General features: G+C 31.1%; 16 protein-coding genes. 6 read left to right on the top strand and 10 right to left on the bottom strand.

Annotated elements, in window-relative coordinates; translation table 11 throughout:
* Window positions 1–101 precede the first annotated feature (101 nt).
* The gene (locus tag ABXT39_RS01800) at window positions 102–308 is read left to right on the top strand and encodes a cold-shock protein (protein ID WP_006998008.1); all 207 of its coding nucleotides are present in this window, start codon (window positions 102–104) and stop codon (window positions 306–308) included.
* A gap of 81 nt (window positions 309–389) precedes the next feature.
* On the opposite strand, the gene ABXT39_RS01795 is transcribed toward ABXT39_RS01800, so the two are convergent.
* Window positions 390–1,148, bottom strand: coding sequence for an alpha/beta fold hydrolase (locus tag ABXT39_RS01795; protein WP_415295560.1), 759 nt, complete (start codon window positions 1,146–1,148; stop codon window positions 390–392).
* A 59-nt stretch (window positions 1,149–1,207) separates the two neighbouring features.
* On the opposite strand from ABXT39_RS01795, the gene ABXT39_RS01790 reads away from it, so the two are divergent.
* From ABXT39_RS01790 to ABXT39_RS01780, 3 genes are read left to right on the top strand one after another with little or no spacing between them, the layout of a single operon-like run.
* The gene (locus tag ABXT39_RS01790; protein WP_415295559.1) at window positions 1,208–1,555 is read left to right on the top strand and encodes a cupin domain-containing protein; all 348 of its coding nucleotides are present in this window, start codon (window positions 1,208–1,210) and stop codon (window positions 1,553–1,555) included.
* 36 nt (window positions 1,556–1,591) lie between these two features.
* Complete coding sequence (locus ABXT39_RS01785; RefSeq protein ID WP_415295558.1) at window positions 1,592–2,338, top strand: aspartate/glutamate racemase family protein; 747 nt, start codon at window positions 1,592–1,594, stop codon at window positions 2,336–2,338.
* Window positions 2,339–2,341: 3 nt separating this feature from the next.
* Window positions 2,342–2,782 carry a hypothetical protein gene (locus ABXT39_RS01780; RefSeq protein ID WP_415295557.1) on the top strand — a complete coding sequence of 147 codons (441 nt, stop codon included), beginning with the start codon at window positions 2,342–2,344 and terminating at the stop codon, window positions 2,780–2,782.
* Here the strand turns inward: ABXT39_RS01780 and ABXT39_RS01775 are convergent.
* On the bottom strand, window positions 2,772–3,062 hold the full coding sequence (locus ABXT39_RS01775) for a hypothetical protein (RefSeq protein WP_415295556.1): 291 nt from the start codon (window positions 3,060–3,062) through the stop codon (window positions 2,772–2,774). The two genes, ABXT39_RS01780 and ABXT39_RS01775, sit on opposite strands and share 11 nt — an antisense overlap.
* 107 nt (window positions 3,063–3,169) lie before the next feature.
* Here ABXT39_RS01775 and ABXT39_RS01770 point away from each other — a divergent pair, with 107 nt between their 5' ends.
* The gene (locus ABXT39_RS01770) at window positions 3,170–4,021 is read left to right on the top strand and encodes a DMT family transporter (RefSeq protein ID WP_415295555.1); all 852 of its coding nucleotides are present in this window, start codon (window positions 3,170–3,172) and stop codon (window positions 4,019–4,021) included.
* Window positions 4,022–4,024: 3 nt separating this feature from the next.
* Here the strand turns inward: ABXT39_RS01770 and ABXT39_RS01765 are convergent, their stop codons facing one another.
* The 4 genes from ABXT39_RS01765 to ABXT39_RS01750 are packed head-to-tail and all read right to left on the bottom strand — an operon-like array spanning window position 4,025 to window position 9,130.
* Window positions 4,025–4,612 carry a sarcosine oxidase subunit gamma family protein gene (locus tag ABXT39_RS01765; RefSeq protein WP_415295554.1) on the bottom strand — a complete coding sequence of 196 codons (588 nt, stop codon included), beginning with the start codon at window positions 4,610–4,612 and terminating at the stop codon, window positions 4,025–4,027.
* Window positions 4,609–7,605, bottom strand: coding sequence for a sarcosine oxidase subunit alpha family protein (locus ABXT39_RS01760; protein WP_415295553.1), 2,997 nt, complete (start codon window positions 7,603–7,605; stop codon window positions 4,609–4,611). Before ABXT39_RS01760 ends, ABXT39_RS01765 begins: the two co-directional genes overlap by 4 nt.
* Before the next feature lies 1 nt (window position 7,606).
* On the bottom strand, window positions 7,607–7,873 hold the full coding sequence (locus ABXT39_RS01755; RefSeq protein ID WP_415295552.1) for a sarcosine oxidase subunit delta: 267 nt from the start codon (window positions 7,871–7,873) through the stop codon (window positions 7,607–7,609).
* Window positions 7,874–9,130, bottom strand: coding sequence for a sarcosine oxidase subunit beta family protein (locus tag ABXT39_RS01750; RefSeq protein ID WP_415295551.1), 1,257 nt, complete (start codon window positions 9,128–9,130; stop codon window positions 7,874–7,876).
* A 127-nt stretch (window positions 9,131–9,257) separates the two neighbouring features.
* On the opposite strand from ABXT39_RS01750, the gene ABXT39_RS01745 reads away from it, so the two are divergent.
* Window positions 9,258–10,943, top strand: coding sequence for a formate--tetrahydrofolate ligase (locus ABXT39_RS01745; RefSeq protein WP_415295550.1), 1,686 nt, complete (start codon window positions 9,258–9,260; stop codon window positions 10,941–10,943).
* 2 nt (window positions 10,944–10,945) lie between these two features.
* Here the strand turns inward: ABXT39_RS01745 and ABXT39_RS01740 are convergent, their stop codons facing one another.
* Genes ABXT39_RS01740 through ABXT39_RS01725 form a run of 4 tightly spaced genes read right to left on the bottom strand, consistent with a single transcriptional unit; the run spans window position 10,946 to window position 14,128 of the window.
* Entirely contained in the window at window positions 10,946–11,737 is a 792-nt protein-coding gene (locus ABXT39_RS01740) for a glutamine amidotransferase-related protein (protein ID WP_415295549.1), read from the bottom strand.
* Window positions 11,734–12,897, bottom strand: a complete 1,164-nt coding sequence (locus ABXT39_RS01735) for an iron-containing alcohol dehydrogenase (RefSeq protein ID WP_415295548.1) — start codon at window positions 12,895–12,897, stop codon at window positions 11,734–11,736. Before ABXT39_RS01735 ends, ABXT39_RS01740 begins: the two co-directional genes overlap by 4 nt.
* 14 nt (window positions 12,898–12,911) lie before the next feature.
* Window positions 12,912–13,106: a hypothetical protein gene (locus tag ABXT39_RS01730; RefSeq protein ID WP_415271419.1), complete on the bottom strand. Its 195-nt coding sequence runs from the start codon at window positions 13,104–13,106 to the stop codon at window positions 12,912–12,914.
* Window positions 13,100–14,128 (bottom strand): 2-dehydropantoate 2-reductase N-terminal domain-containing protein, encoded by a 1,029-nt coding sequence (locus ABXT39_RS01725; RefSeq protein ID WP_415295547.1) that lies wholly within the window; start codon window positions 14,126–14,128, stop codon window positions 13,100–13,102. Before ABXT39_RS01725 ends, ABXT39_RS01730 begins: the two co-directional genes overlap by 7 nt.
* Window positions 14,129–14,191 lie beyond the last annotated feature (63 nt).

Below are 14,191 nucleotides of genomic sequence, written 5' to 3'. Positions count from 1 at the left end.
CTTTTAAATTTAGTTGACAAAACCTCAATAAATCTAAACAAAGCGTGGATTGCTTAATTATAAGTAATAAAAGTAACATAACAAAAAGTAAGAAGATAAATATGAGTCTACAAGGAAAAGTAAAATGGTTCAATCCAACTAAAGGTTTTGGTTTTATTGAAAGAGAAGATAAAGAAAAAGATGTATTCGTTCACGTTTCAGCTGTAAGAGATGCTGGTATGAACGGTTTAGATGAAGGTCAAGCTTTGACTTTTGAAGTTGAAGATGGTCCAAAAGGTCCTTCAGCGGTAAATTTAAAAACTGCATAATATTCACACTTTCTATTGGCTGCGATTTTTTAATTAAATTAATTTTTTAATTATTTAGCTAAATATTTCAGCCAATACCAATCAGTTTTTTTTAAGAAATTCACCTACAATTCTGTTAAATTCATCCGGCTTCTCTAAATGAACATTATGAGAGCAACCATCAACTATCCTAAGATCACTATTTGTGATATTTTCTTTTAAAGTTTTTACTTGATTAAAATTATAGGCCTTATCTTGATCTCCCCAAATTATCAAAGCTTCATTCTTAATATTTTTTAAACTTTCAACACCATTCCAATTTTTCATAGCAACAAGGGCATTGTCTGCTGCCTCTAAAGAAGTTTGCTTGCCAGCTTCCTCACATAAGTAAAAATATTTAGATTTATCTTCTTCAATAAACCAAGTTTTTGCAATTCTATAAGCTGTACTATCCAGTCCATTAGTTTTTAGCTTTTCTCTTGAAACATCTATAGTTTCAAATCTACCAGGTATATTTCCTATAGGTCCTGTGCCATAACAAATTAACTTTAAGATTTTTTCACCTGCTAACTTAACCATTTCTTGTACAATCATGCCACCCATTGAGTGACCTAATAAATAAAAACGTTCTATTTTCTTTTTTTCTAAACTTGTCAATATGGATTTAGCCATACCTTCAATTGAATTACATGAGTTAACTTTATTACTTTTTCCAAAACCAGGTAGTGCTGGAGCCAAAACTCTAAAATTCCTCTTAAAAAAATCAGTTTGCAAAGTCCACATCTCAGAGGATCCTAAAAAGCCATGCACTAATACCAGTGGAGTACCACTTCCCACATCTTCAATAAATATATCTTGCATATTTATATTTTATTAATAATCATCGAATATAACAATTTAAAAATAAGTAACTGATAAGAATGACAAATAGAAAAATAACTGACCTTTACAATGTTGAATTCACTCCATTTGATAATTATGGGGTTGTTGTGCCTGGAATGAGTTGGCATAAAATTAGTTATAATAAAGAAAATGGTGGTAATGGAACTTATCTTTTAAAGATGGAGCCAAATGCAAAAAGTTTGCCACATGTGCATACAGGTTTTGAAGAGTTTTTGATGCTAGAAGGAGAATTAACTGATCCAGATAATAAAGTTTTTAAAAAAGGTGATTTTGTTACTTTTGAACCAGGCTCTACACACTCGTCTTTTACTAAAGATGGTTGCTTAATTTTAGTTTTTATGAGAGGTATCAACAAACCTCTTTAAGAAAATATTAAATAAATTTAATAGAAATATATATTTATGATTGGAATTTTGGGTGGAATGGGAACTCAAGCTGGGCTTGATTTTTGCAATAAACTTGCGATGTTAAATAGAGGAAAAATTGATCAAGAGTACCCTCTATTCATGCTTTATAACAAATCAGATATTCCTGGAAGACCAGAGTCTATTGGTGTTCAAACTAAATCATTCTCTACAATTCCAAGAAATTCCAAAAATACAAAAAAATACAATAGAGTTTTAAAAAGTTTACTAGAGGGCTGTAAATCATTAGAAAAAAGTGGGTGTAAATTTATTGTTATACCCTGTAATACCGCACATTATTGGTATGAAGATTTAAAAAAAAAAATTAGGATACCAATAATTAACATGCCTAAAGAAGTTTTTACGCAAACAAAAAAAGGTTGTAAGAAAAATTCTAAAATTGGACTTCTTGCAACAGAGGGCACTTTAAAAACAGAGATTTATGATAAAATTTTTAAAAAAGATTATACATTAATTAAACCTTCAAATAATTTACAAACAAATTCAGTAAACAAAGCTATTAAGCATGTAAAAATGGGGAATATAAAATTAGCAGAAAAAGCTATTAAGCCTGCAATTAAATACTTAATCAAACAAAAGTGTAAAAAAATAATACTTGGGTGTACTGAAATACCAATTGCAATTTTTGCTTTCAAATCTTTAAAAAATGTTAAAGTTTCAAAATTATACCTTGATCCTAATTTAATATTAGCTAACTCATGTATGGCAAGATATAAAAAGTAGATAATGAACACTAAAGTCAAAAAACCATATGTTATACATGTGGCTGAAATTATTTACTCCTACGTTTCCATCGAAAAAAATAGATATCCTGACATCGATGTAAAGCAAGCTATTAATAAATTCATGGAAACTAATGAATTTACAAAATTAAGCACTGGTGCACTACATGACGAATGGTTCAATGAATTAAATAAAAATGAATATCTAGACAAAGATACTGGAAATAAAATACCAGATGAAACCATTAAACTTTTAGAAATTCAAAAAGATATGACAATTAAGAATTTAATTAGAATTCCTAAGCTTTACGAGACTGAAAATAATACTCTAATCGATGCCTCTAATAGAGCTCATCAATTCTTATGGCGTATGTGTGAAAGTTACGAACTATGGTGTAAAGAAACAAATCAGTCTGAACAACTTTTGCTAAATATTACTGATTAGAAAGATTTAATTTTTTTCTAGTTTCTTCAATATTTTTTTTAACTAATTTTTGAAATTCAGTATCCTCTTTTTGTAGAACTAGTGCCTCTTTAAAATTTTGAGCAACAGACTTTCCAGTAGTTTTAGTAATTATTTCATTACTTCCATAGGTAAAACTAGCCTGATAAACATTACCAGTTGTAGCTAATGTGTATGCTGGTCCTAATAAAGCAGCATTTTGAGCACAGCCAGATAGAAAGCTTGCTAAAAGTATTCCAATAATTAAATTTTTAAAAAACATTTTATTTAAATAACTTTATTTATTTCTATTACACAACTCAAGATAGAATATATTCATTATGGGCCTTAATTAAGTAATATTGTAAAAATTTAACCTATATTTAACAAATGATTAAAATTTTTCCTTTTATTTTTGTTATTTTGTGGTCTTCAGCATTTGTCACCACAAAGCCTATAATAGACAATAGTGATCCTTTTGCAGCATTAGCTTTTAGATTTTTTGTTGTAGCTTTTGGTTTTTTTATTTTTTCAATTTATGCAAAACAAAAAATTTTAACCAATACTAGAAACCTTTTTCAATCACTTTTTAGTGGCGTGCTTTTTCATGGTGTTTATTTGGGAGGTGTTTTTTATTCAGTTTCAATAGGAATGCCAACAGGTATTGCTGCATTAATTGTAACCTTGCAGCCAATTTTAACTAATGCTTTAGCAGGAAAATTCTTGAGTGAAAAAGTTACTTTCAAACAGTGGATTGGGGTGGTCCTTGGATTTATTGGTGCTGCTTTAGTTTTGGGTTTTGATATTGGATCAAGCCTCCCTGTGCTTGGAGTGATAGCTTCTTTTATAGCTCTGTTAGCTATTACAACTTCTACCTTGTGGCAAAAAAAGATAAGTAATAATTTACCTTTGTCTGTCAGCAATATGTATCAAGCAATAGGTGGCTGTTTTTTTCATATAGTAGTTATTTTTATTTTTAGTGAACCTTATATTAATTTTACATCCACATTTCTTATAGCAATGAGTCATCAGATATTTCTTGTATCTTTTGGAGCATTCACAATCTTGATGTATTTAATAAAAAATAACTCTGCAAGTAAAACTGTTTCTATATTTTTTTTAATACCACCAACTACAGCAATAATGGCTTGGTTATTTTTAAACGAAAAATTAAATAATCTAGACCTAATAGGTTTTGCTGTAGCAACTCTTGGTGTTTATATTGCAACTAGAAAGCAATAAATTTTAAACTCCTTCATATCCAAACTCTAAACATGCATCGGTAATAGAATGATAAAAAGATTCTCCAAAACTTCTTAGAGTGAATATTCTAACTTTGTCTGGATTATCATCAAGCATGTCAATTGTGACTGACATTCCGTTATAAGTTGAATTTAAACAAGTATCTTTTTTTAATTCATTAAAATTAAAGGGACATCCTTTTTTTAATATCTCTTTTGTATTTTTTCCCTCTATTTGAATTATTGCTCTACTATGAGATACATTTGTTATAGCAAAATCTGCTTCTAGTAATTTTTCATTAATTTCTTTAAGAGTTTCTTTTTTTGAAGAAACTAAAAGCCAGTTATTTGGGCCATTCCACAAAATTCTTGTATCAGTGTTACAGCTTATATTTAGAGTTTCATTTTTTAAGCTCAGATTATCTATCTTGATATTTTCAATAACCACTATTGAGCTCTTATGTTTAACTATTTGAATGATTAAAAAATTACTTAATTCCCTTACTTTTAACAGTTCATTATCATTTTTTTCTTCATGATCACCAAATAGTCCTTTGATATGTGTGCTCTTTAAAGCAGAAATTGAACTCATGATCTTACCCTTTCACCTTTTGGATCTACGTAGTGTGACGAAACTATCTCTACAGGTATTGTTTTATTTTTTAAAGGTGACATTGCAAATAGTTTTTGACCTATCATATTCTTTCCATCCTTAAGAATTGCTAATGAAAACGGATTATCGTGTTCAACACTCCAACAAGACGCAGATATATATCCTAATTTAGGGTTTGGTATCGGAGCATTTGAATCTTTAACCAAATGTGATCCTTCAGGGATACTTGTTTTCTTATCAATTGGAACAACGCCTACTACTTTTTGTCTATCTTCTGCTATAAATGCCTCTCTATCTAAAGAACGCTTTCCTATAAAGTCTTTCTTTTTACTGACGAGTCCTTCTAAAGAATTATCATAAGGAATGGTTCTGCCATCTAGTTCTGATCCTGCTATGTGACCCATTTCAATTCTTAGAGTTGATAATGCTTCAGTTCCATAGGGTTGAATTTTAAATTCTTGCCCTACTTCCATTATTTTCTCCCACATAAAGTTTCCATTGTCAGATTCAACATTTACTTCATAAGCAAGTTCTCCTGAAAATGAAATTCTAAAAATTCGTGCATGAACTCCAAATAGATCAGCTTCTTGATATCCCATGAAAGGTAAACCCTCGTTAGAAGCATCAATATTTGGAAATAATTTTTGTAATAAGTCTCTAGATTTTGGTCCTGCGATTGCTGCTCCAGCCCATTGCTCTGTAGTTGAAACCACATTTACGTTTAGTTCTGACCAAACAAGTTGTAAATAATATTCTAGATGAGACAAAACATTTGCAGCTTGTGCTGTTGTTGTTGTCATATGGTAATGGTTTTTAGAGATTCTTGTTGTTGTTCCATCATCCATAACAATTCCATCTTCTCTTAACATTACGCCGTACCTTGCTTTACCAACGGGTAATTTTAGCCAAGCATTAGTATAAACTCTATTTAATAGTTCTGCAGCATCAGGTCCTTTAATATCAATTTTACCTAAAGTAGTTACATCACAAACACCCACATTTGTTCTAACATTTTTAGCTTCTCTTTTTGAACCTTCAAATAGAGTTTCTTCTCCAATTTTATAATACCTTGGTCTCAACCAAACACCCGCATCTACAAACACTGCATTGTTTTTTTCATGCCAAGTATGCATAGGAGATTTTCTTGTTGGCTTAGATTGTTTACCAATTTCCCTTCCAACAATTGCACCGATAGTAACTGGTGTATATGGAGGTCTAAAAGTTGTATGACCCACTTCTGGTACTATTTTATTTTCTATATTTGAAACCAGTTGCAAACCGTTGAGATTACTTGTTTTTCCTTGGTCAGTGGCCATTCCTAGTGTCGTATATCTTTTTACATGTTCTATAGATCGATAACCTTCCTTTAGTGCAATTTCTATATCTGAAACCGCTACATCGTTTTGGAAATCTAAAAATCTTTTATATGTTTTTCCTTTAGGCAAAGGTACACACCAAAATTTATCATGTGTAGTAGATTTTTTTTCCATAACTGTTGGTGATGATGTTTTATTGTCATTATTAGTTATTTTTTTTGAAAGTTCATATCCACTTTCAAATGATTTTTTTAAAGTTTCTTCTAATGTAAAAGTTCCATTTGCAGCACCTAATGTTGTTTCATTTTGTTTTGATATTCCAGGCACAAAAGCATCAATATCTTTATTAAATGTAGTTTTATTTCCTGATTGAGAAGCTAAGTGTATTGTTGGTGTCCAAAATCCTGAAACACAAATGCAATCACAATTAATAGTTTCTAAAGTTCCTAATTCATTTTTATCTTCTGAAATTTTTGCAACTTCTGCAGATTTAACTTTTTTATATCCTTTAGCCGCAACTACTACGTAAGAAAGTTTAATTTTAATATCTAATTTTTTTGCTTCATCTATGATTTCTGATTTGGGATCTTTTCTTGTATCTAAAATAATAGGGTCAACACTATTTTTTTTAAATTCTATAGCCGTTTCATATCCACTATCATTATTTGTAAATATTAGAGGTTTTTTACCAACTAAAACACCATAAACTTTTAAATATTCTTTTGCTGCAGAAGATAGCATCACTCCTGGTGTATCATTGTTTCCAAATACTAAAGGTCTTTCAATTGATCCTGATGAGATTAAAACTTCTTTAGCTCTAATATACCAAAGTCTTTGTTTTGGATTATATTTTTTAGTTTTAGGTAGGTGATCACTTAATTTTTCTGACATCACTAACATATTATGATCGTAGTAACCAAATACTTGAGATCTATTTTTGACAATAACATTAGGCATTTCTTTAAGTTCAGAAATAATATTTTCTGCCCATTCTTTTCCTGTTTGATTTCCAATATTAACTTCGCTTGTTAATAAAGTTCCCCCGAATCTAGGTTTGTCTTCGGCTAAAATTACTCTTGCTCCATTTTTAGCTGCAGCATATGCGCTTGCTAAACCAGAGGGTCCTGAACCAGCAATTAGTAAATCACAATACTCATATTTATGTTCATATCTTTCCTTATCATGTTCAATTGATGCAACCCCAAGTCCTGCTGCTTTTCTTATAAATGGTTCATAAACCTTATACCAAAAACTTTTTGGCCACATAAATGTTTTGTAATAAAATCCTGCTGGAAGAAATACTTTTAATAAATTATTGATAGCACCAATATCAAAATTAACACTCGGCCAACAATTAACACTTGTTGCTTCCAAACCTTCAAATAGCTCTTGTTCTGTAGCTTTTACATTCGGCTCAGTTTCGTTATTTCTATATAATTGAACAATTGCATATGGTTCATCAACACCTGCGCCAAAAAAACCTCTAGGTCTGTGATATTTAAAGCTTCTTCCTATTAAATGAACTCCATTAGCAAGCAATGCTGAAGCTAAGGTGTCACCCTTATAACCGAAGTAAGTTACACCATTAAATTTAAATGAGATTTTTTTGTCTCTATTTATTAGTCCAATATTATCTAGTCTATAATTTTGTGTCATATTAAATATCTTCGCTAGCTTTAACTGTTTTAAATATTTCGTGAGTTGCGGTGTCTCTTTCTACTTTGATCCACTGTCTACATCCTGATATATGTTGCCATAACTCTTTGTGTTTTCCTCTTAAACTTTTTCTATTATAGACAAAGTTGTCCCAATCTTGATCTGAAATTTTTTTATTAAGCTCTGGTCTTTTAACAGTTGCATCACCACCGTATGAAAATTCATTTTGAGATCTCATGCCACAGTGGGGGCATTTAATGTGAAGCATTTATGAAATCCATGTTTTAGTTCCAAGTCCTTTTTCATCTAGTAAGTGACCTGTGTTAAATCTACTCAAACTATATCCAGCATTTAATTTATGAACTCTATCTTGAGCAATTGTATGTGCAAATGTCCAGCCTGAAGCTGGTGTTGCTTTAAATCCGCCATAACACCATCCGCAATTTAAGTATAATCCTTCAATATGAGTTTTATCTATTATGGGTGAACCATCCATAGACATGTCCATTATCCCACCCCAAGTTCTAAGCATTTTTAATTTACTAAGAAATGGCATCATTGCAATTCCTTCTGTTAAAACATGCTGAAGTGTAGGAAGGTTTCCTCTTTGCGCATAACTATTATAGCCATCCAAATCTCCTCCCATTACCATCTCACCTTTATCAGACTGACTTATGTAAAAATGACCTGCACCAAAAGTTACAACTCTATCTAAAACAGGTTTAACTGGTTCTGAAACACAAGCCTGTAAAAGGTGTGTCTCAACTGGTATCGTCATATTTAATTTTTCTGCTAAAATATTTGTACTGCCTGCAACACACAGTCCAATTTTCTTAACTTTAATATCGCCACGTGAAGTTCTAACTCCCTGAATTTTTCCACCGACAACGTCAAAGCCTGTTACCTCACAGTTTTGAATTATATCTACACCCATTGAATCTGCTTGACGTGCATAACCCCATGCAACAGCATCATGTCTTGCAGTTCCAGCACTTGGTTGCATCAGTCCACCAAATATAGGAAATCTTACATTGTCTGAAAAATCAGCCATTGGAATAATTTCTTTCACTTCTTCTCTATTTAATAAAAGTGCATCGATGCCATTTAATCGCATTGAGTTTCCTCTTCTTGCAAAAACATTCATCTGAGCATCAGAGTGAGCAAGGTTAATAATTCCTCTTGGAGAAAACATCACGTTGTAATTTAAATCCTGACTCATTTTTCTCCACAGATCCATTCCAAACTCACTAAATAAAGCATTGTCGTCATGCATATAGTTTGATCTAATGATTGTGGTATTTCTTCCAACATTTCCACCGCCTATCCATCCTTTTTCAATAATGGCGACATTAGTAATATTGTGCTCTTTTGCTAAATAATATGCAGTAGCTAAACCATGCCCACCACCACCAATTATGACAACATCATACTCTTTTTTAGGAGTAGGATCTTTCCAGGCTAAATCCCAATTTTGATGACCAGTGAAAGCATTTTTGATCAAATTGAATATAGAATATTTTTGCATAAAATAATTTTATACAAACGAATATAAATAGTTCTTATTTTTTTTATATATATTTTTTAGAAGTTTCCAAAAAATTAAAATAGGATATCAATTGAGCATTAAAAAATAAATCTTATAGGAGTTTCAAATGAGCGAAGTTAAGTCGGACATTCAAATAGCTAGAGAAGCTAAAATGCAACCTATAAATGATATTTTAGCCAAGATAAATGTACCAGATGAAAGCTCAGCTTTTAGTCCAATGGGCAGACACATTGCAAAGATTAATTTAGAATATTTAGATACTTTAAAAGATAAACCAAATGGAAAACTTATATTGGTGACAGCGATCACTCCTACTCCAGCTGGTGAGGGTAAAACTACAACTTCAGTTGGTTTAAATGATGGATTAAATAAAATTGGAAAAAAATCGATTGTTTGTTTAAGAGAACCAAGCCTTGGGCCTTCTTTTGGAATGAAAGGTGGAGCAGCTGGCGGTGGTTATGCTCAGGTAGTTCCAATGGAACAAATTAATTTACATTTTACTGGAGATTTTCATGCAATAACATCAGCTCATAATTTGTTGTCAGCATTAATTGATAACCATATCTATTGGGGAAATAAATTAGATATCGATGTTAGAAGAATTGTTTGGAAAAGAGTAATGGATATGAACGATCGTTCTTTAAGATCTATCAATATAAACTTAGGTGGAGTTGCAAACGGTTTTCCAAGAGAAGATGGTTTTGATATAACGGTTGCATCTGAAATCATGGCAATCTTTTGCTTATCAAATGATTTAGAAGATTTAGAAAAGAGAATAGGAAATATTACAATTGCCTATACTAGAGATAGAAAACCTGTTTATGCTAAAGACTTAAAAGCACAAGGTCCGATGACTGTATTATTAAAGGATGCAATTAGACCTAATGTTACTCAAACTTTAGAAAACAATCCTGCAATTATTCATGGTGGACCTTTTGCTAATATTGCACATGGTTGTAATTCTGTAATTGCAACAAAGACTGGACTTAAACTTGCTGACTATGTTGTTACTGAGGCAGGATTTGGTGCAGACCTTGGTGCAGAAAAATTCCTTGATATTAAATGTAGAAAATCAGATTTGAAACCTAGCTGTGTTGTAATTGTTGCAACTATTAGAGCTTTAAAAATGCATGGTGGTGTAGCAAAAGATGACCTTAAAACAGAAAACGTAGAAGCCTTAAAAAAAGGTTTAGTTAACCTTCAAAGACACGTTGAAAATGTAAAGAAATTTGGTTTACCCGTTGCAGTAGCTGTTAATCATTTTATTAAAGATACAGAGAATGAAGTAAAAGCTTTGATAGAATTTTGTGAGACTATTGGTGTTAAAGCAAGTCTCTGTACTCATTGGGCAAATGGTGGTGAAGGCACGAAAGAGCTTGCAAGCCATGTTGCTGAATTATGTGAGAAAAACCAAGATAAATTCAAATTTTTATATGAGAGCAAAACTCCTCTATTTAAAAAAATAGAAACAATTGCAAAAGAAATTTATAGAGCAGATGAGGTTATTGCTGATACTAAAATTAGAGATCAATTAAAAAGCTTTGAAGATGCTGGTTATGGAGATTTCCCAATTTGTATTGCAAAAACTCAATACAGCTTTTCAACAGACCCAAGCTTAAAAGGTGCACCAACAGGTCATGCTTTGCCAATTAGAGAAATTAAACTCTCTTCAGGAGCAGAGTTTATTGTTGTTATATGTGGTGCTGTTATGACGATGCCTGGTCTACCAAGAGTTCCAGCAGCAGACTCTATTAAGCTTAATAAAGATGGTGAAATTGAAGGTCTATTTTAAAATTAGTTCTTTATATAATTTAGCCAATTTCTAAACTCACATGTTCTATTATTAAAATCTAATAATTCATTTTCAGATTTTATATATGAGACATGGTTTTCATACTCCTCTTCATTTAAAAAATTTTTATTTACAAATAATCGCTCTTTACGACCATTAATAAGATTAAGCATCTGAAAATATTCATAATCAGGATGATATTGTAAGCCGATAATTTCTGAGCTTCCTGCATTAAAGCTAACACCCATTACATTGTTAACTTTGTCACTTGATAAAAGAGTGGTATTTTTTGGCAATTCACTTACTTCATCAAAATTGAATGCTGGTGAGGTAAAAACTTTTTTTTTATCTTTGTATATAAAGTGTTTTTCACCTTCATTGTTAATAATTACATCTGATGCAATTCCAATATGGGCACCATTTTTTCCAGGATTTACTTTGCCCCCAGCCGCTGTTGAGCAGACTTGTAATCCCCAACAAATTGCTAAAATCTTATTTTTATGATTAAAGCAATTAGATGCAAAATTGATATGTTTCTTAATGACATCTGTCATATCATTTATTCTCATTGCACCACCAGTAAACACAATGCCTTTATATTTACTCATATTTTTTAGAGCATTCGTTGTCTCATCATCATGACCAGGATTTATGATTTCTGTATTTGCTGATGGTTCTATCTTTAAAATTAAATTTTTTAAATTATCTGCTGCAGAACTTCCAGCTGCTTTAATAAAAAACTCACTATCTTCTCTAATATTTCCCTCAACAATTAAAATATTCAAATTACTCATTTAAACAATTCTCCACTCATACTATGCTGATACATTGTTCTCATATCATTTTCCGTTAATTTTTTTGGATTTCCTCCAGTAGATGGATCTGCTAAGGCCATTTTTGACAATCTATCAATATCAAAATCCTTTTCATCAATCACTTCTGATAATTTGTGAGGCATATCTAGTTTTTTTCTTAAATCTAAAACCCAGTTAACAAAACCATCAAAAGATCTATCTTTAAGCTCTAAATAATCACAAATTTTTATTGTTTTTTTTTCAATTACATCTTTATTAAAAGTTAATACGTAAGGCATGAATATTGCATTAGATAAACCATGATGAATATTATTTAAAGCATTTACTGGATGGCTTAATGAATGAATTGCCCCCAACCCTTTTTGAAATGCTGTTGATCCCATGCTTGCTGCTGTTAACATATTTTGTCGTGCTTCAATATTTGATCCATTGTTAAATGCTTCAAATAACCATTCATTAATTAGCCTCATACCCTCTAAAGCGATTCCATCAGCCATTGGGTGATATCCTGGTGCACAATATGCTTCCAAGTTATGAGCTAGCGCGTCCATACCAGTTGCAGCTGTAATCTTTGTAGGCAAACTAAGTGTTAATACTGGATCTAAAATAACTATTGAAGGTAAAAATTTAGGATGAAAAATTATATTTTTTACACCAGTTTCTTCATTTAAAATTACAGATGCTCGTCCTGTTTCCGATCCTGTTCCAGCAGTTGTTGGTACAGCAATAATTGGTGCAATTTTGTCAGAGTTCGCTTTAGTCCAATTATCACCAACATCCTCAAAATCCCAAATAGGTAAGGTTTGGCCTGACATAAATGCAATAGCTTTACCAACATCTAAGCCACTACCCCCTCCAAAAGCTATTACTCCATCACAATTATTTTTATTATAATAATCAGCACCCTCAGTTACATTGGTGCCAGTTGGATTACCCACAACATCTGAATATAATTCAGCTGAAATACCACCTTCTTTTAAATTCTCTAGAACATTGATTACAATTTTTGATTTAGCAAGACCGCTATCAGTCACTAACAATGGTTTATTAATGTTTAAATTTTTGCAAGCAATACTTAGATCTTTAATCCTATCCTTTCCAACCCACATGGTTGTTGGATAATTCCAATTTGACTTCATTTATTGATCTCTTTTTAATTTTTATTTTTTTTAATTTCTTCTTCACAAAATTTTTTAGCTTCTTCAAGATCTGTAATTTTTGATTTAGATAATTTTTGACTTCCAGCTAGGCAGGCATCGACAGCTCTTTTTAAATTATAATCACTAAAATTTAGAATAACTACCATTCCAAGCACTATAAAAACAAATATTAATATATTTTTTACCATTGAATTTCTAATTTCTTATTTTCACATATAGTGTTTAGCATACTAAACATTAATGGAAAATGTTTAGAATTAAGGTCTTGTAAAATTTTAGGTCCGATTTCTAATGCAAGTTGCGCACCCTCTACTGTAGTATTTTTCATAAATTTTTCTTTAGCTTCTTTATATAAATATCCTTCACCTAAATATTTTCCCATTAAACTATTTCTTCCCCCTATTGCACTTACATATAAATCACCTAAACCAGCTAAGCCATAAACAGTTTCTGCTCTTCCTCCATAGAAAGAAACAAATTCAACCATTTCAGAAATTGATCTATGGATTAATGAGGCTGATGTATTTAAATAATATTTAGATTGAATTTCTTTAGGTGCTTTTGAATTGCTTAATCCTTCAGAAGCTCCAATTAACATTGAATAAATATTTTTAATTGCACCTGATAACTCAATGCCAGTTAAATCATCTGACACTTCTGTCGAATAATAATTTGTTGATATAATTTTTTTTAATCTTTCTGTTTCTTTAATATCCGGGTTTGCGATAACAGTGCCTGTTCTCATTTTATATGCAAGACCTGCCGCTAAACAAGGTCCTTTGATTGCTGAAATATTTACTTCTCCATGACCCTTTTCCTTGAGAAGTTTTTTAATTTTATCTGAAAGTGTTATTAATTCATTGTCCTCAATGGCTAAACCTTTTGTTAATAAAATAATTGGAAGATTTTTTTTATAATTTTTTGATATCTGATTAACAAACCATTCAATTCCTACAGAACTCACTCCAGCAACAATTATATCTACCTCACCTTCAAGTATTGTTTGTAATTTTTCAAATTTTTCTACCTTTAATTTTGATGGTAATTCAATATTTAAGGCTGGATGGAAATTATTATTTAATTGAATTTTATTTATTAAATTATCCTCAAGATGGGTGCCGATGAGCGTTACATCATTTTTATTTTCTAAACATGGTACAGCGAATGCTGACCCCATTGCTCCAGCACCAATAATAATAATTTTTTTCATAATACTGTATTTTTTTATATTAATTTTTAGCATTTTGTTGGTAAAGTACAGTTATAAATTTAT

The organism is Candidatus Pelagibacter sp. Uisw_113, from assembly GCF_047717815.1.
Classification (GTDB): domain Bacteria; phylum Pseudomonadota; class Alphaproteobacteria; order Pelagibacterales; family Pelagibacteraceae; genus Pelagibacter.
This window is presented reverse-complemented; position numbering and strand designations above follow the sequence as displayed.

What these genes read in the sequence shown, in the direction of transcription:
- ABXT39_RS01745 (WP_415295550.1), top strand. Translation starts at nt 9,258, where the DNA reads ATGAGCGAAGTTAAGTCGGACATTCAAATAGCTAGAGAAGCTAAAATG.
- ABXT39_RS01735 (WP_415295548.1), bottom strand. Translation starts at nt 12,897, where the DNA reads ATGAAGTCAAATTGGAATTATCCAACAACCATGTGGGTTGGAAAGGAT.
- ABXT39_RS01800 (WP_006998008.1), top strand. Translation starts at nt 102, where the DNA reads ATGAGTCTACAAGGAAAAGTAAAATGGTTCAATCCAACTAAAGGTTTT.
- ABXT39_RS01780 (WP_415295557.1), top strand. Translation starts at nt 2,342, where the DNA reads ATGAACACTAAAGTCAAAAAACCATATGTTATACATGTGGCTGAAATT.
- ABXT39_RS01730 (WP_415271419.1), bottom strand. Translation starts at nt 13,106, where the DNA reads ATGGTAAAAAATATATTAATATTTGTTTTTATAGTGCTTGGAATGGTA.
- ABXT39_RS01760 (WP_415295553.1), bottom strand. Translation starts at nt 7,605, where the DNA reads ATGACACAAAATTATAGACTAGATAATATTGGACTAATAAATAGAGAC.
- ABXT39_RS01755 (WP_415295552.1), bottom strand. Translation starts at nt 7,873, where the DNA reads ATGCTTCACATTAAATGCCCCCACTGTGGCATGAGATCTCAAAATGAA.
- ABXT39_RS01765 (WP_415295554.1), bottom strand. Translation starts at nt 4,612, where the DNA reads ATGAGTTCAATTTCTGCTTTAAAGAGCACACATATCAAAGGACTATTT.
- ABXT39_RS01740 (WP_415295549.1), bottom strand. Translation starts at nt 11,737, where the DNA reads ATGAGTAATTTGAATATTTTAATTGTTGAGGGAAATATTAGAGAAGAT.
- ABXT39_RS01750 (WP_415295551.1), bottom strand. Translation starts at nt 9,130, where the DNA reads ATGCAAAAATATTCTATATTCAATTTGATCAAAAATGCTTTCACTGGT.
- ABXT39_RS01785 (WP_415295558.1), top strand. Translation starts at nt 1,592, where the DNA reads ATGATTGGAATTTTGGGTGGAATGGGAACTCAAGCTGGGCTTGATTTT.
- ABXT39_RS01770 (WP_415295555.1), top strand. Translation starts at nt 3,170, where the DNA reads ATGATTAAAATTTTTCCTTTTATTTTTGTTATTTTGTGGTCTTCAGCA.
- ABXT39_RS01775 (WP_415295556.1), bottom strand. Translation starts at nt 3,062, where the DNA reads ATGTTTTTTAAAAATTTAATTATTGGAATACTTTTAGCAAGCTTTCTA.
- ABXT39_RS01790 (WP_415295559.1), top strand. Translation starts at nt 1,208, where the DNA reads ATGACAAATAGAAAAATAACTGACCTTTACAATGTTGAATTCACTCCA.
- ABXT39_RS01725 (WP_415295547.1), bottom strand. Translation starts at nt 14,128, where the DNA reads ATGAAAAAAATTATTATTATTGGTGCTGGAGCAATGGGGTCAGCATTC.
- ABXT39_RS01795 (WP_415295560.1), bottom strand. Translation starts at nt 1,148, where the DNA reads ATGCAAGATATATTTATTGAAGATGTGGGAAGTGGTACTCCACTGGTA.